At 67.1% G+C, this 23,172-nt stretch carries 21 protein-coding genes and 1 tRNA gene; 15 read left to right on the top strand and 7 right to left on the bottom strand.

Going from position 1 to position 23,172, the window contains the following annotated elements; all coding sequences use genetic code 11:
- The first annotated feature begins 110 nt into the window (after positions 1 to 110).
- From IG98_RS0129490 to pyk, 3 genes are all read left to right on the top strand, one after another.
- Positions 111 to 1,784, top strand: a complete 1,674-nt coding sequence (locus tag IG98_RS0129490) for a S8 family peptidase (protein WP_037971569.1) — start codon at positions 111 to 113, stop codon at positions 1,782 to 1,784.
- A gap of 321 nt (positions 1,785 to 2,105) precedes the next feature.
- On the top strand, positions 2,106 to 2,525 hold the full coding sequence (locus IG98_RS0129485; protein ID WP_030919356.1) for a hypothetical protein: 420 nt from the start codon (positions 2,106 to 2,108) through the stop codon (positions 2,523 to 2,525).
- A 279-nt stretch (positions 2,526 to 2,804) separates the two neighbouring features.
- Positions 2,805 to 4,235 (top strand): pyruvate kinase, encoded by a 1,431-nt coding sequence (gene pyk, locus IG98_RS0129480; RefSeq protein ID WP_030919352.1) that lies wholly within the window; start codon positions 2,805 to 2,807, stop codon positions 4,233 to 4,235.
- A gap of 173 nt (positions 4,236 to 4,408) precedes the next feature.
- Here pyk and IG98_RS0129475 read toward each other — a convergent pair whose 3' ends face one another.
- From IG98_RS0129475 to IG98_RS0129460, 4 genes are all read right to left on the bottom strand, one after another.
- On the bottom strand, positions 4,409 to 5,215 hold the full coding sequence (locus IG98_RS0129475) for a maleylpyruvate isomerase N-terminal domain-containing protein (protein WP_030919349.1): 807 nt from the start codon (positions 5,213 to 5,215) through the stop codon (positions 4,409 to 4,411).
- Between the two features lie 175 nt (positions 5,216 to 5,390).
- Complete coding sequence (locus tag IG98_RS0129470) at positions 5,391 to 5,984, bottom strand: GNAT family N-acetyltransferase (RefSeq protein ID WP_084195744.1); 594 nt, start codon at positions 5,982 to 5,984, stop codon at positions 5,391 to 5,393.
- A gap of 70 nt (positions 5,985 to 6,054) precedes the next feature.
- The gene (locus tag IG98_RS0129465; RefSeq protein ID WP_030919343.1) at positions 6,055 to 6,822 is read right to left on the bottom strand and encodes a hypothetical protein; all 768 of its coding nucleotides are present in this window, start codon (positions 6,820 to 6,822) and stop codon (positions 6,055 to 6,057) included.
- A gap of 100 nt (positions 6,823 to 6,922) precedes the next feature.
- Positions 6,923 to 6,996: transfer RNA gene (locus IG98_RS0129460), tRNA-Leu, on the bottom strand.
- Between the two features lie 133 nt (positions 6,997 to 7,129).
- On the opposite strand from IG98_RS0129460, the gene IG98_RS0129455 reads away from it, so the two are divergent.
- The 6 genes from IG98_RS0129455 (at position 7,130) to IG98_RS0129430 (ending at position 13,141) form a co-directional block, all read left to right on the top strand.
- Positions 7,130 to 7,744 (top strand): ANTAR domain-containing response regulator, encoded by a 615-nt coding sequence (locus IG98_RS0129455; protein ID WP_245651767.1) that lies wholly within the window; start codon positions 7,130 to 7,132, stop codon positions 7,742 to 7,744.
- 338 nt (positions 7,745 to 8,082) lie between these two features.
- A complete protein-coding gene (locus tag IG98_RS0129450) occupies positions 8,083 to 9,255 on the top strand; it encodes a branched-chain amino acid ABC transporter substrate-binding protein (protein ID WP_281178547.1) in 1,173 nt (390 codons plus the stop codon).
- A gap of 158 nt (positions 9,256 to 9,413) precedes the next feature.
- Positions 9,414 to 10,382, top strand: a complete 969-nt coding sequence (locus tag IG98_RS0129445; RefSeq protein WP_030919336.1) for a branched-chain amino acid ABC transporter permease — start codon at positions 9,414 to 9,416, stop codon at positions 10,380 to 10,382.
- A complete protein-coding gene (locus tag IG98_RS0129440) occupies positions 10,379 to 11,548 on the top strand; it encodes a branched-chain amino acid ABC transporter permease (RefSeq protein WP_030919334.1) in 1,170 nt (389 codons plus the stop codon). Before IG98_RS0129445 ends, IG98_RS0129440 begins: the two co-directional genes overlap by 4 nt.
- A complete protein-coding gene (locus IG98_RS0129435; RefSeq protein ID WP_425428118.1) occupies positions 11,545 to 12,378 on the top strand; it encodes an ABC transporter ATP-binding protein in 834 nt (277 codons plus the stop codon). The genes IG98_RS0129440 and IG98_RS0129435 overlap by 4 nt, the downstream gene beginning before the upstream one ends.
- The gene (locus IG98_RS0129430) at positions 12,368 to 13,141 is read left to right on the top strand and encodes an ABC transporter ATP-binding protein (RefSeq protein ID WP_037971566.1); all 774 of its coding nucleotides are present in this window, start codon (positions 12,368 to 12,370) and stop codon (positions 13,139 to 13,141) included. Before IG98_RS0129435 ends, IG98_RS0129430 begins: the two co-directional genes overlap by 11 nt.
- A gap of 70 nt (positions 13,142 to 13,211) precedes the next feature.
- Here IG98_RS0129430 and IG98_RS0129425 read toward each other — a convergent pair whose 3' ends face one another.
- Positions 13,212 to 13,766 (bottom strand): DUF4352 domain-containing protein, encoded by a 555-nt coding sequence (locus IG98_RS0129425; protein WP_063766312.1) that lies wholly within the window; start codon positions 13,764 to 13,766, stop codon positions 13,212 to 13,214.
- Between the two features lie 287 nt (positions 13,767 to 14,053).
- Between IG98_RS0129425 and IG98_RS0129420 the strand changes: the two genes are divergently transcribed.
- Genes IG98_RS0129420 through IG98_RS0129410 form a run of 3 tightly spaced genes read left to right on the top strand, consistent with a single transcriptional unit; the run spans position 14,054 to position 16,482 of the window.
- Positions 14,054 to 14,872, top strand: a complete 819-nt coding sequence (locus IG98_RS0129420; RefSeq protein ID WP_051753125.1) for an ABC transporter substrate-binding protein — start codon at positions 14,054 to 14,056, stop codon at positions 14,870 to 14,872.
- Positions 14,873 to 14,875: 3 nt separating this feature from the next.
- A complete protein-coding gene (locus IG98_RS0129415; RefSeq protein WP_030919326.1) occupies positions 14,876 to 15,724 on the top strand; it encodes an amino acid ABC transporter permease in 849 nt (282 codons plus the stop codon).
- Positions 15,721 to 16,482 (top strand): amino acid ABC transporter ATP-binding protein, encoded by a 762-nt coding sequence (locus tag IG98_RS0129410; RefSeq protein ID WP_030919324.1) that lies wholly within the window; start codon positions 15,721 to 15,723, stop codon positions 16,480 to 16,482. The genes IG98_RS0129415 and IG98_RS0129410 overlap by 4 nt, the downstream gene beginning before the upstream one ends.
- Positions 16,483 to 16,828: 346 nt before the next feature.
- Here the strand turns inward: IG98_RS0129410 and tnpA are convergent, their stop codons facing one another.
- Positions 16,829 to 17,257 carry an IS200/IS605 family transposase gene (tnpA, locus tag IG98_RS0129405; RefSeq protein WP_084195751.1) on the bottom strand — a complete coding sequence of 143 codons (429 nt, stop codon included), beginning with the start codon at positions 17,255 to 17,257 and terminating at the stop codon, positions 16,829 to 16,831.
- 19 nt (positions 17,258 to 17,276) lie between these two features.
- On the opposite strand from tnpA, the gene IG98_RS0129400 reads away from it, so the two are divergent.
- Positions 17,277 to 18,437 (top strand): RNA-guided endonuclease InsQ/TnpB family protein, encoded by a 1,161-nt coding sequence (locus tag IG98_RS0129400; RefSeq protein ID WP_030919305.1) that lies wholly within the window; start codon positions 17,277 to 17,279, stop codon positions 18,435 to 18,437.
- Positions 18,438 to 18,511: 74 nt separating this feature from the next.
- Here IG98_RS0129400 and IG98_RS0129395 read toward each other — a convergent pair whose 3' ends face one another.
- Positions 18,512 to 18,898, bottom strand: a complete 387-nt coding sequence (locus IG98_RS0129395; protein ID WP_051753141.1) for a PaaI family thioesterase — start codon at positions 18,896 to 18,898, stop codon at positions 18,512 to 18,514.
- Positions 18,899 to 19,004: 106 nt separating this feature from the next.
- Between IG98_RS0129395 and polA the strand changes: the two genes are divergently transcribed.
- The gene (gene polA, locus IG98_RS0129390) at positions 19,005 to 21,698 is read left to right on the top strand and encodes a DNA polymerase I (protein ID WP_030919299.1); all 2,694 of its coding nucleotides are present in this window, start codon (positions 19,005 to 19,007) and stop codon (positions 21,696 to 21,698) included.
- A gap of 329 nt (positions 21,699 to 22,027) precedes the next feature.
- Complete coding sequence (locus tag IG98_RS0129385; RefSeq protein WP_245651765.1) at positions 22,028 to 23,149, top strand: polysaccharide deacetylase family protein; 1,122 nt, start codon at positions 22,028 to 22,030, stop codon at positions 23,147 to 23,149.
- The last annotated feature ends 23 nt before the right edge of the window (positions 23,150 to 23,172 follow it).

The following is a 23,172-nucleotide window of genomic DNA, read 5'->3' as shown; positions in this document are numbered from 1 at the left end:
GTTTCACTGACCCCTTCGCGGAAAAACGGGCAGAGCGGATATTGAGTTCGCTTTGTCGTGCGTATCCCTGAAGGATAAATTTTCGTGATCAGGCCAGGTGCGGAGGATCGATGGGACGCGGGATCAGAAGCCTGACGGGCGCGGGAGCGGTTCTCGCCCTGGCGGCCACTCTCACGGCGGGAGCCCTGGACGGCGGGGCTACCACGGTCGCGAGCCAGGCCCGCGAGTACCTGGTCTTCTACGCCAACGGCGCCCATGACCGCGCGATCGACGCGATCGACGCGAGCGGCGGCACCGCGCTGTCCACCGAGACGCGGCTCGGCTATGTCGTCGCCAGCGGTCCAGGCTCCCGGTTCGTGGAGAACCTCGCCGGCAGCGACGCCGTCGTGGGCGTCTCCTCCGACCGCAGGATCGGCTCCGCCACCGCGATTCCCGCGGCCCTTCCCCCTTCCGGAGCCTTCGGGCAGAGCGGCACCCCGGACATCCGGAAATCCGGAATCGGCACCTCCGAGCCGCTGGCCGAACGGCAGTGGGACATGAAGATGATCGGCGCCACCGCGGACGGCTCCCACGCCACCGCCCCCGGCAGCAAGAAGGTGCTGGTCGGCGTCATCGACACCGGCATCGACGGCAGGCACCCCGACATCGCCCCCAACTTCAACTACGCCCTGAGCCGCAACTTCGTGACCGACCGGCCCAAGGACCCCAACGGCAAGACCCTCGACGGGCCCTGCGAGTTCAAGAACTGCAAGGACCCGGTCGACTGGGACGACGACGGCCACGGCACCCATGTGGCCAGCACCATCGCCTCGCCGGTCAACGGCCGGGGCGTCGCCGGCGTCGCCCCCGGGGTCTCCCTGGTGAACCTGCGCGCCGGCCGGGACTCCGGCCTGTTCTTCCTCAAGCCCAGCATCGAGGCGCTCACCTACGCCGCGGACGCCGGGATCGACGTGGTCAACATGAGCTTCTACGTCGACCCGTGGCTGTTCAACTGCAAGGCCAACCCCGCCGACTCCAAGGCCGAGCAACTGGAGCAGCGCGGCGTCATCACCGGCATGCAGCGCGCCCTCGACTACGCCCGCAAGCGGGGTGTCACCCTCATCAGCGCCATCGGCAACGGCTCCACCGACCTCGGCAGGCCCAAGACGGACGAGACCAGTCCCGACTACCCCAACGAGGCCGAGCGCACCCGCAAGGTCGACAACTCCTGCCTCAACGTCCCGGCCGAGTCCAAGGGCGTCATCTCGGTCTCCGCGGTCGGCCCGAGCAAGCGCAAGGCCTACTACTCCGACTACGGCATCGAGCAGACCGACCTGTCGGCACCCGGCGGCGACGAGTTCGACGGCGGCGGCCTCTACGACCCGACCAGGGGCATCCTGGCGGCCGCCCCGGAGAACGCGCTGCGGGCCAAGGGACGGATCAGCGCCGACGGCACGCCGAAGGACAAATCAATCATTCGGGAGTGCCGCGACAACGTCTGCGCCTACTACCAGTACCTGGTCGGCACCTCCATGGCCGCCCCGCACGCCACCGGCGTGGCCGCCATCCTGATCAGCCGCTTCGGCAAGCCGGACAAGAGCGGCCTCACCATGCCTCCCGCCGACGTCCAGCGCCTGCTGTACGCCACCGCCACGAGCACGGCCTGCCCCTCGCCCCGCAAGTACGTCTACAAGATCGACCTCCTGGCGGACGAGGTTCACAAGTGCGAGGGTCCGAAGGCGCGCAACGGCTTCTACGGCCACGGCATCGTCGACGCCGCCAAGGCGGCCTCCGTCACCCCCTGAGGCCGCACCGAGGTCCCCGAGGGCCACGTCGGGGTTCTCCTGGGGAGCGGCCGCCCCCGGTTGTCAGGCGCCGCAGTGACAGAGATCGAGGTCGACCTGGGCCCGGGCTCCCCTGGATCCAGGAGAGCCCGGCCGCAGGTCCACTGCGGCCACCCACCGCGGATCCGATGGGAACGCCGGCCGCGGAAGGGTGTCACGACGGAGACGGCGCTCCGTTATGTTCGTTTTGTCGTGTTCAAAAGAGGATCAACAGGTGGGTGGAGCGGTCAGGCCGGGGAAGAAGAACGGTTTTCCGGCTCCATCTCGTCACTGTGAGGATCCATGAGACTTCTAGCGCGTCCACACCAGATTCCACCCCGAACCGCCGCCGGTGCGATCATCCTGAACTCGGGGCTGAGCAAGTGGTCCGCCGACGAGGAGACCGCCGCGGGGGTCCACGGGATGGCGGTGGGCACCTACCCGTTCCTCAAGAACATCGAAGCGACGCGGTTCGTGAAACTGCTCTCCGCCGCGGAGATCGCCCTGGGTACGGCACTACTGGTCCCCGCGGTGCCCTCGCTGCTGGCGGGCGCCGGGCTGACCGCCTTCGCCGGAGGGCTGCTCGGGCTCTACCTCAAGACACCGGGCATGCGGGAGGAGAGCGGCCTGCGCCCCACCCAGCAGGGCCTCCCGTTCGTCAAGGACGTCTGGCTGCTGGGCATCGGCGCCGGACTGGTCATGGAGGAACTCATCTACGAGTGATCCGCGCCTCCGTTCCCCGCCGGACACGTCACGGTACGGAGAGAGAAGGCGCCGGTACGGCCCGGCTTTCGCGACAGGCCGAGCCCACGTTCTGGAACCCGCGGTCGCCCGGGAACGCGGGGATCTGTGACCTCGATGAGAAAGGTCACGGTGAGCGTGAGGCGAGGGGCGATTCGCAACCTCCCGTTCACCGAGGGTAGCGTTGATGTCACCGAATTTTTCATCGCCGCCATGACCAACGTCACGACCAAGTGGTCTGTACCAATTAGGGTGGGATCCGTGACTCGTCGCGCGAAAATCGTCTGCACTCTCGGCCCCGCCACCTCCTCTCCCGAACGTCTCCGCGAGCTGATCGCGGCCGGGATGGACGTGGCCCGTTTCAACCTCAGCCACGGCAGCCACGAGCTGCACAAGGAGGTTTACGACAGGGTGAGGGAGGCTGCCGCCGAGCTCGGACGTGGCGTAGGTCTGCTGGCCGACCTCCAAGGCCCCAAGATCCGAGTCGGCAAATTCGAAGAGGGCCCCGTCCGCCTCGGCTTCGGTGACGTCTTCACGATCACCACAGAGGAGGTCCCCGGCGACCGTGAGCAGGTCTCCACCTCCTACCAGGGACTCCCCAAGGACGTCCACCCCGGAGACAACATCCTGGTCGACGACGGCCGGGTCCGCCTGGAGGTGACCCGGGTCGAGGGCCAGCGCGTCACCACCCGCGTGATCATCGGCGGCATGATCTCCGACAACAAGGGCCTCAACCTGCCGGGCGTCAAGGTCAGTGCCCCCGTCCTCACCGACAAGGACGAGACCGACCTGCGCTGGGCCCTGCGCACCGGCTTCGACCTGATCGCGCTCTCCTTCGTCAGACGTCCCTCCGACGCCGACGTGGTGCGCAACATCATGGAGCAGGAGGGCATCCGCCTCCCACTGCTCGCCAAGATCGAAAAGCCGGAGGCGGTGGAGCGGCTCCCCGAGATCATCGAGGCCTTCGACGGCATCATGGTCGCCCGAGGCGACCTCGGCGTCGAGCTGCCCCTCGAAGAGGTGCCCATCGTGCAGAAGCGGGCCATCGAACTCTGCCGCGAGAAGGCCCGCCCGGTCATCGTCGCCACCCAGATGCTCGAATCGATGATCACCGCACCGCGCCCCACCCGGGCCGAGGCCTCCGACGTCGCCTACGCCGTCATGGACGGCGCCGACGCGGTCATGCTCTCCGGGGAGACCTCGGTCGGCAACTACCCCATCGAGGTCGTCGAGACCATGAGCCGCATCGCCACGACCGCGGAGAAGAGCTCGCTCCAGGCCACCCACAGCCTCGAACGGCTGCCGGAGACCACCGGCGGCGCCATCGCCCGCGCCGCCGCCGAGGTCGGCGCCATCGTGGGCGCCAAGGCGCTGGTGGCGTTCAGCATGTCCGGCGAGACCGCCCGCCGCCTGGCCCGCTACCGCTCCCCGATCCCGCTGCTGGCCTTCACCTCCGCCAGCCACGTCCGCAACCAGCTCGCGCTGACCTGGGGCGTGGAGACCTTCGAGGTGCCGTTCGTCCACCACACCGACGACATGGTCCGCCAGGTAGAGGCCGCGCTACTGGCCCACTCACGCCTGCAGAAGGGCGACAAGGTCGTCATCGTGGCCGGCGCCCCTCCCGGCACCGCGGGCTCCACCAACGCCCTGCGCGTGCACACCATCGGGGCGGCGGTCTCCAACCCCACCTGATCGACACACGCGCGAACGGCCACCGCCCCGGCGGTGGCCGTATACGACCCCGATCGACCTGGGGTGATCACCCGCGCACTGGCTCAGATATAACCCCTGACCTGCAACCGTGCGGCACATGCGGAAACAGGCGTACCCGTCTCCAAGGGGTGTCTCCCGACGACCGGCGAACGTCAGATCCCCGGGAACACCCGGCGCAGATCGTCCAGGGAGACGCCGTCGCCGGTGACGCTCACCGACGGCGGAGTGTGCTCCGGAGCCAGCCTGCCGCCGAGCAGACGCACCCACGCCTCCGCCGGAAGCGACAGGACGTCAGCAGGCTCAGGGGCCTCACTGAAGCCGACGGTCTCGCCCAGAGTGAGACCCAGCACCCGCTCGGGGTCACTCGTCTCGACCCGGAGAGTCGTGGCAAGACGCGGATCGATGGCGTCGGGCCTGCCCATGAAGCCGACCATGAAATCAAGCGGCCCCGAGTACAGATCGGTCAGCACCCCGGCCGTGTCCGGCGCCACGATGGCCGCCGGATCGAAGGCGACCATCACGTCCCAGGAGTGCAGCGCGGCCTCGTTCAGCCGCATCCCGGCCACCAGAGCGACATCGCCGGGCGCCGGCAGGAAACCCAGCCTGACCCGGAGCCGCTCGCGGGCGTCCGCGTCAAGCCCCTCGAAGGCCGAGACGATCTCCGCGTCCGCGACGAGGAAATCCTTGGCCTGCGCCTCAGGATCCTTCGCGTTCCAGCGGTCCCACACCCCGTGGTTGAAATCCTGGCCCGGAGTCTCCTGACCGCCCAGCGCCGCCCGCAACGTCGCCAGGCCGATCTCGGCGCCGCTGCCAAGATGACTGAGCACCTGGGCGACGGTCCACTCCGAGGCGCCCGACTGCCGATCGAGATCGGCGGCGTCCAAGCCGCGGACGAAGGCCGCCAGCTCGTCATGGGTGGTACGCAGGGCCGCGATGGTCCTGTCAGCGAGTGTGCTCATGATTCTCCTGCCGAGATGGAGGAAGGTGGGCTGTCGTGACCGAGCCGGACGTGCACCGACAGTCTCCTCCCTGGCTCGTACCCGCCGCCGCCCGGGGCACCATCATCCACCCCTCACCGCACGGGCGTCTCCTCGTCACCCGGCCGGAGCCGCCAACCCCATCCTCAACGGCACCTCACCCGGTCCCCTCGTACTCCCACGTCCGCAGCGCTATCGGCCGGCCCTTCTCCTCAGCGGGCACCGGAGGCGCGTCCGTCAGGCGGTACCCCGCCGAGCGGGCCACCGACACACTCGCCGCGTTACCCGCTTCGATCTCCAGCAGCAGCCGCGACACCCCGACCGTGTCACGGGCGAACTCCGTCATCACCCGCACCGCCCCCCGCGCCAGCCCCCGCCCTCGGAAGGCGGACCCCACGCTGTAACCGATCTCCGCGACATCCAGGCCGAGACCGCTCAACATCAGCAACACCTCACCTGCGGGCTCACCCCCGTCCACGGTGATCGCCAACTGCAGCCGCTCCCCGGCCGCCCGCCGCTGCCGGGCCCGGTCCAGATAGGCCCGTGCCGCCTGCGGATCGAACGGCGAGACCAGCGGCGTCCAGTACGCCACCTCGGGGTCGTCGAACAGCTTCACCATCGCCCCCAGATCGCCGTCCTCCCACTCCCGGAGCACCACCCCGTGCCCGCGGAGCAGCACCTCCTCCGGGAGGCACACCCGCCCGGCACCGGGACCGCTCAGCTCCGCCTGGCCGTTCTCCACGATTCCCATGCATCCCCCTCCGTCACACCGTCTTGCGAGCAACCTACTCGCCCACCGGGGCGCCCCTCACCGGGCCACCTCAGTACTTCGGCCCCACGAACTCGTCCAACCGCTCAACAGCGGCCCGCTTGGCCACGGAGAGCTGGTTGGGCTTGTTGTATCGCCATTCCACCCCAAGCGTGTCCAGCGCTTCGCCACAGAGTGCGAGGATGTCTGTGGACTCGTTGCTGAATAGGTAACGCGGGTATTCGTACCAGCGATCACTGCCATTGAAGTGGCGGCGCACACGGTTCATGCCTCGGTAGCCGTCGGAGTGCATCAGACCACGTACGAAATCTGCGGCATGTAGATCAACGATCTCCCGCTGCCACTGCTCCAGCTCAATCTTGCGTTCGTGCTTGCGCCCCGGGCCATGCTGAGGAAATAGGCATGCCCAATGTTTGGAATAGCTCTTTACTTCGATATATCCGGACAGTGTCCTGTAACTCACTGATGAGGTTGGCATGACTGCCGATAGGACCGCGCCCGCTGCCTCGGTAAGACCCGGCCATGTGGCGCAGCAAGCGAGTGACAGCTGGTATACCCCCTTCTTGCCCAGAAGGATGTGACCATCGCCCAGATACAGACCGAGAAGGTAAGCGTAGGCCTGGGAGTCGAACTTGCGGCCGTGGCACCGAGGACAGCAGCGATGCCGTCTTTCATCTTCGAAGTCATTGGTGCGTCGTGAACCAGTACGCCATTTCTGGACCGCTCCAATGGAGACGTTGCAGAGTTCGGCGACCTGTCGGTCGATGAGGCCGAGCGTCGAGAGGTGGAGAGCGCGGTCGACGGTTTCGCGGGGGTGCATGGGACCACCATGCCAAGCGCTACCGACAGTTTTCGGGTAACTACAGATCGCGTTGAAAGTGGCTGAGCCGGTCGATCTCGTCGACCGGCTCAGCTGACTGTGCCCCGAGTGGGATTCGAACCCACACTGAATGGATTTTGAGTCCATCGACTCTGCCGATTGGTCTATCGGGGCATATTTCCGGACTTGTCCGGATTCTGCTGTGCCAGCTAGATTCTGCTGTGCCAGCTAAGAGCTTACCTAGAAGTAGATCGCTCTCGGCAACTCGCGTGGTCCCAATCTAGCGGACGTCGGTACTCTCTTGCTCGTGAGTACGCAGCGGCGAGTGGTGATCGCGGAAGATGAAGCACTGATCCGTCTCGACCTCAAGGAGATGCTAGAGGAAGAAGGATACGAGGTCGTCGCGGAGGCCGGGGACGGGGAGTCGGCGGTCAAGCTGGCGATGGAGCAGCGGCCCGACCTGGTGATCCTGGATGTGAAGATGCCCATCCTGGACGGGATCTCGGCGGCCGAGCAGATCGTGTCGCAGCGGATCGCGCCGTGTCTCATTCTCACGGCCTTCTCGCAGCGTGACCTGGTGGAGCGGGCGAGGGACGCCGGTGCGATGGCGTACCTGGTGAAGCCGTTCACGAAGTCGGATCTGGTGCCGGCGATCGAGATGGCGGTCAGCAGGCACCAGGAGATCGCCGCGCTGGAGCGGGAGGTCGGGACGCTCTCCGAGCGGTTGGAGACGCGCAAGCTGGTGGAGCGGGCGAAGGGTCTGCTGATGGAGCGGCACGGGTGGAGTGAGCCGCAGTCGTTCCGGTGGATTCAGAAGGCGTCGATGGATCGCAGGCTGAGTATGCGGCAGGTCGCGCAGCTCGTGGTCGCGGACGCGGACCGGGGTGGGGGCGGCGCCGAGATGGGGGCGGAGGAGCCCTGAATCGGACTCTCCGCCTGTTTCTGGAAGCCTGTGCCTGTCGGGGGTGTGGCTCGCGGGGGAGGCGATGTGGGCTTGTCTGAGGGCCGGGGCGATGGCCGTGGGGGTGGCGAGGTTGCCAGTGACCACGGCTTTTGCGGCTGATAGCCGAAAAGGATCGGTGTTATAAAGAAACGGTAACGGCGGGCCGTCCTGTATCGACCCGTGACATCGGCTGGCTGTACTAACCGACACAACCCCCTGGCCACCCGCCAGGGAAGGGCATCTGTGAACCCGGTCCTGACGAGGGAACGGGCGAAAGGAAGGCAACCTTGCGGCCTAAGACTGCACGCCTCGGTGGAGTGCTTGCCGCCGGTGTGGCGCTCACCCTCGGTCTCGCTGCCTGCGGTGACGGTGGTACGGAAGCCACGCCGGCTGAGGGTGGCTCCAGTGCTGCCGCCCCCGGTACCATCAAGCTCGGCTTCATGGGGGACCTGACCGGTGCCAATGCCGGCATCGTGATTCCCCCCCGGAACGGTGCGAAGCTCGTCATCAACGAGTACAACAAGACCAACCCGGCTGTGAAGATCGAGCTGGTCGAGTACGACAGCCAGGCGGACCCGTCGAAGGCGGTCGCCCTGGCCCAGCAGGCTATCAAGACCGACAAGATCGTCGGTCTGATCGGTCCCGCGTTCTCCGGTGAGTCCGCCCAGGTGGCGCCGGTGCTGGAGGAGGCGAAGCTGCCGAGCGTCTCGGCGTCCGCCACCAACGCCGCGCTGTCGGCGAACGGCTGGAAGTACTGGCACCGCGTGCTGCCGAGTGACAACGTTCAGGGTCCCGGTATCGGTGACTTCATCGCGACGGGTCTCGCCGCGAAGCACGTTTTCGTCATCGACGACAAGTCCGAGTACGGCAAGCCGCTGGCCGACGCGGTCAAGAGCGCGCTTGAGGCCAAGAGCGTGAAGCTGACGACCGACTCGCTTGACCCGACCGAGAGCGACTTCTCCTCGGTGGTGAACAAGGTCGCGGCCGCCAAGCCTGACGCGATCTTCTTTGGTGGTTACTACGCCGCGGGCGGCAACCTGCTCAAGCAGCTCCGCGACAAGGGTGTCAAGGACGCGAAGTTCCTGTCCGGTGACGGTTCGCTGGACAAGGGTCTGATCGACGGCGCCGGTGCCGCGAACGCCGAGGGCGCGCTGGTCGGTTGCCCGTGCTACATCGCGACCCCGGATGTGACCGACGCCAAGGTGAAGGCGTTCGCCGACTCCTACAAGGCCGCCTACAGCGCGGACCCGGCCATCTACGCGGCCGAGGGTTACGACGCCGCGACGGTCTTCGTCGAGGCGATCAAGGCGGGCAACACCACGGCCGAGAAGATCAACGAGTTCATCGCCACGGTGGACTTCGCGGGTGTCTCCAAGCAGGTCAAGTTCGAGGCCAACGGTGAGGTCTCGGCGAAGGACATCTACATCTACCAGGTCAAGGATGGCGCGATCGGCCTGCTGGGCAAGGCCAACGAGGCCAAGCTGGGTTAGTCCGGCGCTGAAGGAGATTAGGTAGTCGGCGCGTGAGGAGCGGGAACGCGCAGTGCGTTCCCGCTTCTCACGTACTTCCAGAGAGTCCACGAGGTTCTGCTGGAGGCGGTGTGCTACCCGGAAGTGCAGGCGACCCCCGCTAGAAGTGGTAAACCCTAGTGCTCAATGACTTCATCAATCAGTTCTGGCCGGCGACGATCGACGGCCTGGCCTTCGGCTCGATCTACGCCCTGATCGCGCTCGGCTACACCATGGTGTACGGCGTGCTGCGGCTGATCAACTTCGCGCATTCAGAAGTTTTCATGATCGGTACGTTCGGTGCGATGCTGGTGCCGTTCGTGTTCGGTATCAACTCTCCGCTCACCGGCATCGCGCTGGTCGGTGTCGTGGTGGCGATGATCCTGGCCGGCATGCTCGCCTCGGCGGGTACCGCGATCGCGCTGGAGCGGATCGCCTACCGGCCGCTGCGCAAGCGCGGCGCGTCCCGGCTGGCGGCGCTGATCTCGGCCATCGGCGCCTCGATCTTCCTTCAGGAGCTGTTCGCGCTCCTGGTGATCCCGGAGGTCTTCAACCGTCCGGAGCAGGGGCGTATCCAGATGGCTCTGCCCCGGCTGATGGAGCGGAGCGAGCTTTTCTCGATCTTCGGGCACCCCGTCCGGATCGACCAGATATTCGTTATCCTCGCGGCGATCGGCATGATGATCGCGCTGGACGCCCTGGTGAACCGCTCGAAGATCGGCCGGGGTATTCGCGCCACCGCGCAGAACCCCGAGGCGGCCGTGCTGATGGGCGTCGACATCAACAGGATCGTCCGGATGACCTTCCTCATCGGCGGCGGCATGGCCGGTGTGGCGGGTGCCCTCTATCTGATCTCGTACGAGAACACGCACTACTTTGTCGGATTCCTCTTCGGTATCAAGGCGTTCACCGCGGCGGTCCTGGGTGGCATCGGCAACCTGCGTGGCGCCCTGGTAGGTGGAATCACGCTGGGGCTGGTGGAGAACTACGGAGCCATCTTCTTCGGGTCCGACTGGAAGCACGTGATCTCCTTCACCATCCTCGTCTTGGTCCTGATGTTCCGCCCCACCGGAATCCTCGGTGAATCACTCCAGCAGGCGCGCGCATGAACCAGAAGAATCCCCTGGCAGGTTTCCGCGATGGTCTTGGCCGCTTCGGCGACGCCGTGCACGATCGCTGGCTGAGCACTCCCGGCTGGCAGCGTTGGGTGCTGTACGTGCTCCTGATCGTCGGGGCGCTGCTACTGCCCTCGGAGAGTCTCGCCCCTATCATGTCGCCCTACACCGACTGGGCGACCATCCTGTTCTTCCCGATCGGGACGTACGTGGTCCTGGCGATCGGCCTGAACGTGGTGGTCGGTCAGGCGGGTCTGCTCGACCTGGGTTTCGTCGCGTTCTACGCGGTGGGCGGTTACGCGATGGCGCTGATCGGCACCCGGCTGGGCTGGAACTTCTGGCTCATCCTGGTGGTCGGCATCGGGATCTGTGCCCTGTCGGGTCTCACGCTGGGCGCTCCGACGCTGCGGTTGCGCGGTGACTATCTGGCGATCGTCACGCTGGGCTTCGGTGAGATCATTCGTATCACCGCCCGCAACACCGACGAGATCGGTGGCCCGAACGGCATCCGCGGCATTCCGCACCCGCCGAGCATCGAGGACTTCAGTCTCTTCGGGGTGAACTTCTCCGAGGTGTTCGGGGTGGATCCCTTCAAGTACGGCAACTTGAACACGCACCCCTACTACTACCTGCTGGTCGCGCTGGCCGTCATCGTGATCATCCTGGTGAAGCGCTGGGAGAAGAGCCGGGTCGGACGTGCCTGGGCGGCGATCCGTGAGGATGAGGACGCGGCCGAGGTCATGGGCGTGCCGACGTTCCGCTTCAAGTTGCTCGCCTTCGCGATCGGTGCCTCCATCGGTGGCGCGATGGGCGTGCTGTGGGCGGCGAAGTCCATCTCGATCAACCCGAACGACTTCCAGTTCCTGCTGTCGGCGACGATCCTGGCCGCGGTGGTCATGGGTGGTTCGGGCAACCTGCCGGGTGTCATGTTGGGCGCCTTCCTGGTGGCCTGGCTGCCCGAGCGGTTCCGTGGTCTGCAGGAGTACCGCATGCTGATCTTCGGCGCGGTGCTGGTGGCGCTGATGATCTTCCGTCCGGAGGGACTGCTGCCGTCGCGTCAACGCAAGGCGGAGTTGCAGGAGGGAACAGGCGGGATGGGTACGCTCGGGGCCGAGGTTCCCGGGCCCGATTCGCAGGTTGAGGAGGTGGCTTCCAAGTGAGCGCCGAGGTGAATCCGGCCACTGTGACCTCGGAGGTGGCACAGGCGGAGCGGAGCGGCCGCACCATGTTGGAGCTGCGGAGCCTCGTGATGCGGTTCGGCGGTGTCACGGCGCTGCGCGAGGTCGACCTGACCATCAAGGAAGGGGAGATCTTCGCGCTCATCGGTCCGAACGGCGCCGGCAAGACCACGGTCTTCAACGTGGTGACCGGGGTCTACCAGCCGACCGAAGGCGAGGTCCGCTTCCTGGACGAGAAGATCAGCGGCGTCAAGCGCTTCAAGATCACAAAGCGGGGTATCGCCCGCACGTTCCAGAACATCCGTCTGTTCCACAACATGACGGCCATCGAGAACGTCATGGTGGGCGCGGACGCGCACCACAGGTCGGGCATGGTCAGCGTGGCGCTGGGGCTTCCCTGGCACCGCAAAGCCGAGCGCGACGGGCGCGCGCTGGCGATGGAGCTGCTCGACTTCGTCGGCATCTCGCACCGCGCGCAGGACCACGCCAAGAACCTGCCCTACGGTGACCAGCGCCGTCTGGAGATCGCCCGCGCCCTGGCGACCAACCCGAAGCTACTGCTGCTGGACGAGCCCGCCGCCGGAATGAACCCGGCGGAGAAGGTGGCGTTGCAGCAGCTGATCCGGGACATCCGCGACGCCGGGCGGACGATTCTGATCATCGAGCATGACATGAGCCTCATCATGGGCATCAGTGACCGCATCGCGGTGCTGGACTTCGGCCAGAAGATCGCCGATGGCCTGCCGGACGAGGTGCGGACCGACCCCCGGGTCGTCGAGGCGTATTTGGGAGCTCCCGCCGATGCTTCTTGAGGTCAAGGACATCCATGTCCACTACGGCAAGATCGAGGCGCTCAAGGGCATCTCGGTCGAGGTGAACGAGGGCGAGATCGTCACGCTCATCGGGGCGAACGGGGCGGGCAAGACCACCACCCTGAAGACGATCTCGGGCCTGCGCCCGCTGTCGTCGGGGAACATCACCTTCGACGGCAACGACATCAGCAAGATGCCCGGCCACCAGCGGGTCGTCGCGGGTCTGGGGCAGGCGCCCGAGGGCCGGGGCGTGTTCCCGGGCATGACGGTGCAGGACAACCTGCTCATGGGCGCCTACACCCGCTCGGGTGATTTCAGCGCCGACCTGGAAGAGGTCTACGAGCTCTTCCCCCGCCTGAAGGAGCGCAGGACCCAGATGGGCGGCACGATGTCCGGAGGTGAGCAGCAGATGCTCGCCATCGGCCGCGCGCTGATGGCCAAGCCCAAGCTGCTCCTGCTGGACGAGCCGTCGATGGGTCTGGCGCCGCTGATCGTGCAGCAGATCTTCTCGATCATCGAGGAGATCAACCGCCGGGGCACCACGGTGCTGCTGGTGGAACAGAACGCCCAGCAGGCGCTGAAACTGGCCCACCGCGCCTACGTCCTGGAGACCGGGAAGGTGGTCAAGAGCGCGCCCGCCGACGAGCTGCTCAACGACCCGGCCGTGCAGGCCGCCTATCTGGGCGGCGGAGTGGCACACGACCTGGTCGAGGAGGCGGCGGGTGCTCCCGGCTCCGCCTCCGCGCCGGAGGAGCCGGCCTGAGCGGTGCCTTTCACGGCAGGGTGGGCCCGCCGCGCCGACGCGCGGCGGGCCCACCTCATGTCGGGGAGGCTCAGGACAGTGGCACCTGCACGCCGTCGGTGGTGCCCCCCACGCCGAGGGGCGGGTCGCCGAACAGTCTGATCGCGGCGACCTTCGCCTCGGCGGGGATGTCGTACCACAGGTCCATTTCGATTCTGACCTGGGCGCCGAGCGGGAGCGTGTCCGGCTGGCGCTTGATGGCCTGCGCGAACTTGTCGATCGTGTGGCCGGTGCCGTCGGCGGTGATGAGCCGCTGCCGCTTGGCGTCGAAGCGTGAGTTGGTGCGCCCGGGGTTCTCCACGAGAATCCGTACGACCACGTACTGGCCCTTGGCCTGCCACTCGGCGTGGCTGCCGAAGAAGCCGCTCAGGCCCTTCTGCAGGCCGATCACCTGGAACCGGGTGTCGCCGTCGGTCACCGGCGCGGCCCTGATGGGGCTCTCGCCCGGTCGTACCGGGCGCGGCGGGAGTTCGTAGGTGGGGGTGGTGGAGGCGGAGGCGGACACGGCCGGTCTTTCCGCGGTGCAGCCGGACAGGACGGTGACGGTGAGAGCGACACCGGCGAACAGGATCAGGGGGGCGCGCACATCGGGCAACGTAGCCGAGTCGGACCCCGAAGTTCAACGACCGGCCCGGCCGGTGTCGACGATCCTGCAAGTGCTCGTATCCCGGTCCGCGGTGGGAGCAGGGTGTGGATGGGGGGGCTCCTGACACGGTTGTTGTCCGAATTGTGTCATACCGGTGATCTGCACGATTGTGCAGGTGATGGAGCATGACCTGCACTGAGGTATCCATAAAAGAAGCGACATTTGACCGTAAGGAGGCCTTTGTGGGCCTAAGTTTTGTTTCCCGTCGTGCGTTCACGGTGGGCGCCATGGTCGTCGCCGGTGCGCTCGGCCTTGCGGCCTGCGGTGGTGGCGAGACCACCAGCGCGAGCCCGAGCGATGGTGCCTCGGCAAGCGCTCCCGCGGCCGCGGCCGGCCCGCAGGTGATCACCCCAGGCAAGCTGACCACCTGCACCAACCTGCCCTACGAGCCCTTCCAGTTCAAGGAGGGCGACAAGGTCGTCGGCTTCGACGTCGACATCGTCGACCTGGCGGCCAAGAAGCTCGGCCTGACGCAGGAGATCGTCGACATCGACTTCGCCGTCATCAAGAGCGGTGCGGCGATGGCGGCGGGCAAGTGTGACGTGGCCGCCGCCGGTATGACGATCACCGAGGAGCGCAAGGCCAACATCGACTTCTCCGAGCCCTACTTCGACGCCACGCAGGCACTGCTGGCCAAGAAGGGGGCCGGCGCGGCGTCCCTTGACGAGGTCAAGGCCAAGGGCCTCAAGCTCGGCGCCCAGGCCTCGACCACGGGCCTCGACTATGTCAAGGGCAAGGGCCTGGACCCGAAGGAGTTCGCCGACTCTCCCAAGGAACTGCTCGGTCTGCAGTCCGGCCAGGTCGACGTGATCGTCCAGGACCTTCCCGTCGTCCTGACCTGGCTGAAGAAGCCCGAGATCGCGGAGAAGTTCGAGCTGGTCGCCAGCCTCGACACCGGCGAGCAGTACGGCGTCGGCCTGAAGAAGGGCGCCGACCCGATCCTGCTCAAGGCGATCAACGACGCGATCACCGAGGCCAAGGCGGACGGCACCTACGAGCAGATCTTCGTCAAGTGGTTCGGTAAGAAGCCCGGGGAGCTCGGCTAACCGATGACGGACCAGCCAACGACGACCGAGCCCACTCCCGGCGGGGACGCCCCCGCCGGGAGTGGGCTCAGTCCCCGTAAGAGACAGCAGATCAGCCGGGCCGTCCAGTACGTCGTACTGGCGGCCGTGGCCGTCTTCCTGGCCCTGACCATCGAGTGGGGCGAGCTCGGAAAGAACTTCGCCAGGCTCGACGTCGCGGAGAAGACGCTTCCAGAGCTGTTCACGATCGCGCTGAAGAACACCATCATCTACTCGGTCGGTGGGTTCTTCTTCGCCTTCCTGCTCGGTCTGCTGTTCGCATTGATGCGGATGTCGTCGGTGCGGCCCTATCGGTGGATCGCGATCGCCTACATCGAGATCTTCCGCGGCCTGCCCGCGCTGCTGATCTTCCTGCTCATCCTGTTCCTGCCCCTGGCCCTGAGTGGCTTCCAGGTACCGGGCGGCACCTACGGCGAGGGCATCCTGGGTCTGACGATCGTCGGTTCGGCCTACATGGCGGAGACGCTCAGGGCGGGCCTGCAGGCGGTGCCCAAGGGGCAGATGGAGGCGGCGCGCTCGCTGGGCATGTCGTACACGCGGGCCATGGTCTCCATCGTCATCCCGCAGGCCGTGCGCATCGTGATCCCGCCGACGACCAACCAGTTCGTCTCCCTGCTCAAGGACTCCTCGCTGGTGCTGTTCCTCGGCGTCTCCGGTGACTACGTCGAGCTCACGAAGTTCGGCAACGACATGGCCTCGACCCATGCCAACGCCACGCCCATCCTGGTCGTGGGCGTGACATACCTTCTGGTCACCATCCCGCTGGGCTATCTCGCGTCCCGGCTGGAGAAGCGCCAGGCGAAGGGACGGTGACTCCGGTGAACCACGCGGTCGAGATCCGTGACCTGCACAAGTGCTTCGGCAAGCTAGAGGTTCTCAAGGGCATCGACTTCGCCGTCGACCCTGGCCAGGTGGTCTGCGTCATCGGCCCGTCGGGGTCGGGCAAGTCCACCCTGCTGCGCTGTGTGAACCTGCTGGAGCAGCCGACGTCGGGCAGGGTGGTCGTCCACGGAGTGGAACTGACCGACCGCGACGTCGACATCGACGCCGCCCGCCGCGGCATCGGGATGGTCTTCCAGCAGTTCAACCTGTTCCCGCACATGACGGTTCTGCAGAACGTGATGATCTCGCAGCGCCGGGTGCTGAAGCGGGGCAAGGCCGAGGCCGAGAAGATCGCCAGGGAGAACCTGGACAAGGTCGGCATCGGTGAGAAGTGCGACGCCTACCCCGCCCAGCTCTCCGGTGGCCAGCAGCAGCGGGTGGCCATCGCCAGGGCGCTGGCCATGAGCCCGGCGCTGATGCTCTTCGACGAGCCCACCTCGGCGCTCGACCCCGAGCTCGTCGGTGACGTGCTCACAGTCATGCGCAAGCTCGCCGAGGAGGGGATGACGATGCTCGTGGTCACCCACGAGATGGCGTTCGCCCGCGACGTGGCCGACCGGGTGGTCTTCATGGACGGCGGCGTGATCGTGGAGGACGGTTCGGCGGAGCAGGTGATCGGCGCTCCGCAGCACGAGCGCACGAAGACCTTCCTGCGCCGGGTGCTCGACCCGACGCACACGGACATCTGAGTTTCGTCCAGCAGGGCCCGCACCCGCCCGGTGCGGGCCTTCATGGCTTTCGCGGGCCTTCGCGGCTTTCGCGCGATGAAGGTCGAGGTCAGGGAGCCCGGGGGAGGCCTTTGGCGCCGTACGGAGCTTCCCCGACCCCGTACGTTTTCTACTCGGCCTCCCCACGGGCATCGCCGTCACCCACCGTAGCGGAATCGTCGCTCGATGATGGCAAAAAGGCGGCCCGGGTGTGTTCAGCGCGATCTGTCGTGGAACCCCGGGCGTGTTCACGCCCGAAAGGAAGCGGCAGCACGGGAGGCCCGCCAAGGGCCGAGCGGTGCGGTGACGGCAACTTTCGCAGAGCGGCTCAGCCTGGGCGTTTCTGGTTCTCGATGTGTTCCTTGACGATGGACAGCGCTGCTCGGCCGCACGAGGCCGCGAAGTACGAGGGTGACCAGAAGCGGGCACCCCACAGGTGTTCGCGGAGGTGGTCAGGGTACTCCTGTCGCGATCTCCGGGCAGACACGCCCTTGCGGGAGCCGACCAGCCTGGGCAGGGAGACTTTCGGCGGGTGGTGCACCAGTAGGTGCACGTGATCACGCTCGTCGTTGAACTCGACCAGTTCGGTCTCGAAGTCGGCGCGGATGGCCCGGGTGACTTCTTCGCACCGCGTGAGGATTTCGTCGCTGAACCGTCCGCGCCGGTACCCGGGTGTGAAGACCAAATGTGCGCAGAGGGGATAAACGACCATAGGGCCCTGGCGAATGTCGGGGTTCGGCTCCCAGCGTGGTGACATCGATCATACGATCCTCCCCGTGAAAATCGTCGTGCAGGTGAAGCTGATGCCGCAGGCCGATCAGGCCACCGCGCTGTCGGCTACCCTGCGTGCGGTCAACGACGCCGCGAACCGGGTGTCGGTGGTGGCGTTCGAGCACGGCGTGCCGCGTGAGTATGAGCTGCGCAAGCACACCTACGCCGAGTTGAAGGCGCGGGGGCTGGGGGCACAGGCCGCTCAGCACACCATCAAGAAGGTCCGCGACGCCTACACCACATTGACGGCGAACATCGGTGCCGGCAACCTCGGCAAGAAGGGCTCCAGGCGCCGCACCAGAGCGGAGTCCAAGCCGATCACCTTCCGTCCGCAGGCGGCGCACCCGTTTGACGACCGGTGTCTGAGCTGGCAGTACGACGCTCAGACCGTCAGTATCTGGACCACCGCCGGGCGTATCAAGGGTGTCCGCTTCGCCTGCTCGGCCGGCGCGCTCAAGACGCTGCGGCAACACCGCAAGGGCGAGTCCGATCTGATCGAACGCGACGGCGCCTTCTACCTGATCGCCGTGTGCGAGGTACCCCAAGCCCCGGTCAACGAGCATCCCGGCGGCTGGCTCGGCGTGGATCTGGGCATCGTCAACATCGCCACCGTGGACGGCATGACGCCATTCAACGGACGTGGCCTGAACCGGCACCGCAAGCGGCAGCTGGAACTTCGCCGCAAACTCCAGGCCAAGGCCACCGAGTCCGCCAGACGGCGGCTCAAGTGCCGCCGTCGCAAAGAGCAGCGGCACGCCGCGGACGTCAACCACATCATCTCGAAGAAGATCGTGACCGAGGCCGCACGCACCTCCTCCGGTATCGCCCTGGAAGACCTGGGCGGGATCCGGGAGAGGGTACGGCTCCGCAAGCCCCAACGGGTCACGCTGCACTCCTGGGCATTCTCCCAGCTCGGGACCTTCCTTGAGTACAAGGCGCGGCGGGCGGGTGTCCCGCTGGTGTACGTCGATCCGGCCTACACCAGTCAGGAATGCGCCGACTGCCACCACATCGAGAAGAACAACCGGGTCAACCAGGCCCTCTTCATCTGCCGGAACTGCGGGGTCGTTGCCCACGCCGACCGGAATGCATCCCGCAACATCGCCGCACGCGGCGAGGCTGCGTGGATCGCGGGGCGTGAGTCACGCGTCCCGGCCACCCCATAGGTGGTCTGGACGGAGGAGGCCACACCACAGCCAGTGGTGCCCTACCTCCAAGCCCGATCCTTTTCAGGACCGGGTCAAGTTGACGCGTCGCGCAGCATGCAGCTGAGGCGCGCGCTGCACACCCGGCGGCCCTGCTCGTCGACGATCTCGATGTCGTAGCTGGCGAGCGTCCGGCCGCCGTGCAGCCGGGTGGCCACGCCGGTGACCAGGCCCGAGGTGGCCGAGCGGTGGTGGGTGGCGTTGATCTCGATGCCCATCGCGATCCGCTCGGGGCCCGCGTGCAGTGCCGCGCCGACCGAGCCCAGCGTCTCCGCCAGCACGCACGAGGCACCGCCGTGCAGCAGGCCGTACGGCTGGATGTTGCCCTCGACGGGCATCGTGCCGACCACCCGTTCCGGGGTGGCCTCGGTGATCTCGATGCCCATCCGCTCCACCAGCGTGTTCGCGTGGGCGATGCTCATCTGCTCCTGGAGGGACCGGGTCTCGTCGGGATCGGTCATGGTCAAGAGGACGTCTCCTGTCAGGTGAGTCAGGCGTTCTGTCGTACCAGGAGACTAGGCTTTCGCTGTGCCGAAGAACGAAGCGACCCCCACTCGTCCGTGTCTGCTGCTGCTGGATGGGCATTCACTCGCCTATCGGGCCTTCTACGCCCTGCCGGAGGAGAACTTCTCCACCAGCACGGGCCAGACGACCAACGCGGTCTACGGGTTCACCTCGATGCTGGTCAACGTGCTCCGTGACGAGCGGCCGACCCACGTGGCGGTCTGCTTCGACCGTTCCGAGCCGACGTTCCGCCACGAGGAGTACGCCGACTACAAGGCGAACCGGAGCGCGAGTCCGGACAGCTTCCGCAGCCAGATGAGCCTGATCCACGAGGTGCTCGACGCGGTGCGCGTGCCGCACCTGTCGCTGGCCGGATACGAGGCCGACGACCTGATCGCCACCCTCGCCACCCGCGCCGCCGAGCAGGGCATGAACGTGTTGATCGTCACCGGCGACCGCGACGCGCTGCAGCTCGTCGACGAGCGGGTCACCGTGCTGATGACCCGGGTCGGCATCAGCAACATGACCCGCTTCACCCCCGAGGCCGTCCTGGAGAAGTACGAGCTCACCCCGGCTCAGTATCCCGACTTCGCGGCCATCCGCGGCGACTCCAGCGACAACCTGAAGAACATCCCCGGCGTGGGGGAGAAGACCGCGGCCAAGTGGATCCGCGAGTTCGGCTCGCTGGAGGAGCTGGTCAACCGGGTGGACGAGGTCAAGGGCAAGGTCGGCGACAAGCTCCGCGACCACCTCGACCAGGTGCTGATGAACCGGCGCCTGACCCAGCTGATCCGCGACGTCCCGCTGGAGCAGGAGATCCCTGAGCTGACGGTCGGTGCGGCCGACCGCGACGAGATCAACAAGATCCTCGACACGCTGGAGTTCCGCGGCGAGATCCGTGACCGGCTGTTCAAGACGATCGGCTCGCCCGAGGCGGAGGCCGAGGAGGGCTTCGAGGTCGAGGTTGTCACCCTCGGCCCCGACGAGGTGGACCCCTGGCTGCGCGCGCTGCCCGAGGGCCGCGCCGGCCTGGCCTTCAAGGGCACCTACGGCAGCGGCACCGGCCGCGTCGACAGCATCGCCGTCGCGGCGGCCGGAGCCGGGGCCGCGTTCATCGACCCGACGACGCTGACCGAGGCCGACGAGGCGGCCCTGCGCGCGTGGCTGGCCGACGCCGGAAAGCCCAAGGCGGTGCACGACGCCAAGGGCCCGATGCTCGCGCTGTGGGCGCAGGGAATGGAACTGCGCGGTCTCACCTGCGACACCGCGCTCGCCGCCTACCTGGCGACGCCCGGACAGCGCTCGTTCCCGCTGGAGGACCTCGTGCGGGTCTATCTGCGGCGCGAGCTGCGCGGCGAGGCCGACAACGGCGGCCAGGCCAGCCTCTTCGACGACCAGGACGACGACGCCGCCCGAGACCTGGCCCTGCGGGCCCTGGCGGTCGGCGAGCTCGCCGACGCGCTGGAGGCGTTCCTGGAGCCGCTGGGCGGCATCGCTCTGATGCGCGACGTGGAGCTGCCGCTCGTCACCGTGCTGGCCGAGCTGGAGCGGGCCGGCATCGCCGCCGACCGGGAGTATCTCAGCGGCCTGGAGGCCGAGTTCGGCGCCGCGGTCAAGCAGGCGGTCGAGGCGGCGCACGCCTCCGTGGGCGGTGAGCAGTTCAACCTGGGCTCGCCCAAGCAGCTTCAGGAGATCCTGTTCGTCAAGCTCAACCTGCCCAAGACCAAGAGGACCAAGACGGGCTACACCACCGACGCCCCCGCGCTGGCCTGGCTGGCCGCCCAGACCGAGCACGAGCTGCCGACGATCATGCTGCGCCACCGCGACCAGGCCAAGCTGAAGGTCACGGTCGAGGGCCTGATCAAGGAGATCGCCGACGACGGCCGCATCCACACCACGTTCAACCAGATCGTGGCGGCCACCGGCCGGCTCAGCTCGGAGAAGCCCAACCTGCAGAACATCCCGATCCGCACCGCCGAGGGCCGCCGCATCCGGCAGGGCTTCGTGGTCGGCAAGGGTTTCGAGACCCTGCTGACCGCCGACTACAGCCAGATCGAGCTGCGCATCATGGCCCACCTGTCCGGCGACGAGGCGCTGATCGCGTCCTTCGAGTCCGGGCACGACTTCCACAAGGCCACCGCGGCCCGGGTCTTCGACACCGAACCCGAGCAGGTCACCGGGGAGATGCGGGCCAAGATCAAGGCGATGAACTACGGCCTGGCCTACGGCCTGTCCGACTTCGGGCTGTCGGAGCAGCTCAACATCCCCGTCTCCGAGGCCAGGGCCCTCAAGGAGGGGTATTTCGAGGAGTTCGGCGGCGTCCGCGACTTCCTCAACGCGATCGTCGCGCAGGCCAGGAACGACGGCTACACCGAGACGATCATGGGTCGGCGCCGCTACCTGCCCGACCTCAACAGCGACAACCGCCAGCGCCGTGAGATGGCCGAGCGGATGGCGCTCAACGCGCCCATCCAGGGTTCGGCGGCCGACATCATCAAGGTCGCCATGCTCAACGTGCAGAGCGCGCTCAAGGAGGCGGCACTCGGCTCCCGGATGCTGCTGCAGGTCCACGACGAGCTCGTCTTCGAGGTGGCCCCCGGTGAGCTGGAGACGTTGCGCGAGCTGGTCACGGACCGGATGAACGCCGCCTACGCCCTGCGTGTCCCGCTGGCCGTCTCGGTGGGCGTCGGCCGCACCTGGGAGGACGCCGGACACTGACGCCGGACATCGACGCGGGCCACTGACGCGGGCTACCGACCCCGGAGATCGATGACCGCTCCCAAGGTGCCGGGGCCCTGCCGAGAGCCGCTCACCGGCCGGATGAAGGCCGCCTGCCCTCTCGGGTGTTCCGCTGGGGGCGGTCGCCGACGACGGCCTTCTCAGTGTCCCGCTCAGTGCCCCGCCGGGGGAGGGGCGGGCACTGACAACGCCTCCGGGCGGGCGGGCGACCCCCTCGGGAGGGCTGAACTCCGCCGATTGGTCGGGCCTGTCCGAGTCTGTTCTAGGCTGGTGATCCAGCCGATAAGCTCAACGGGCGCGGGAGTGCTGTGCGGAGTCCAATCCCCCTGACGCAGATCATCATGCTCACCAATGTGGTGGTCGTCGCGGTGGCGGTGGTGGTGCTCCTGGTGCTCCCGGCACCACCGGGTCCGCCGGGCACGGCCGGGGCCTCCGGGGCGGGCAGGGCGGCCAGCCCGTCTCCGCCGTCCGCGACCCCCTCGCCGACACCGGATCTTCCCTCGGCCGAGCTGCCGCCGCCGGTCACCGCCACGCCGGAGTTCGCGCGGCAGGTGAAGGCCAACGAGGCCGGCATGGTCCCGATCCTGATGTACCACCGGATCATCGGCAAGCGTCTGGCGTCGATCGACCGCACGCCCGCCCAGTTGCGCAAGGAACTGGAGATGCTGGCCAGGGACGGTTACGTGCCGGTCACCGCGCGGGAGTTCGCCGCCGGGAGGATGGACATCCCGGCGGGCAAGTACCCGGTGGTGCTGACCTTCGACGACGGTCACCCCAGTCACTTCGCGCTGGAGGCGGACGGCACCCCGGCCAGGAACACCGCGGTCGGAATCATCTATCAGGTGGCAAAGAAACACCCGGATTTCCGGCCCGTCGCCACTTTCTGGGTCAACCAGCAGCCCTTCGGCCTGCAGAACGCCAAGGATCAGGCGCGGGCCGTGCAGTGGCTGACCTCGCGGGGTTTCGAGGTGGCCAACCACACCTGGAGCCATCCCCACCTGCCGAGCCTGCCCAAGAAGAAGATCGCTGAGCAGCTCGCCAGGGTCGAGCGGCTGCTGAAGCAGCTCGGCGTGCCCCCCTCGGAGACGATGGCGCTGCCGTTCGGCGCGATGCCAGGTAAGAGGTCCACGGTGCAGTCGGGAAGGTGGCAGGGCGTCTCCTACCGGTTCAAGGCCGTCTTCCTGGCCGGTGCCGAGCCGTCGGTCTCGCCGTTCGCCAAGAACTACGACTGGCGATCAATCCAGCGGATCCAGAGCAATGGTAAAAAAGGCGAGTGCCGGAAATGGTGCTCCCAATACTGGCTGGAGTGGCTGAACAAGCACCCCCGCCAGCGCTACACGGCGGACGGCGACCCCGACCGCATCTCCGTCCCACGGGGGCTTCGGGGTAGTATCAGGGCTGGCCGGAGAGAGATGATCAACGCCTATTAGGCGAGATCGTTATCCTTTCGGCA

It is taken from the genome of Streptosporangium amethystogenes (assembly GCF_000721075.1).
GTDB classification, from domain to species: Bacteria; Actinomycetota; Actinomycetes; order Streptosporangiales; family Streptosporangiaceae; genus Streptosporangium; species Streptosporangium amethystogenes.
Note: the sequence above shows the minus strand (reverse complement) of the source record. Positions and strands in the feature narration are given on the sequence as shown.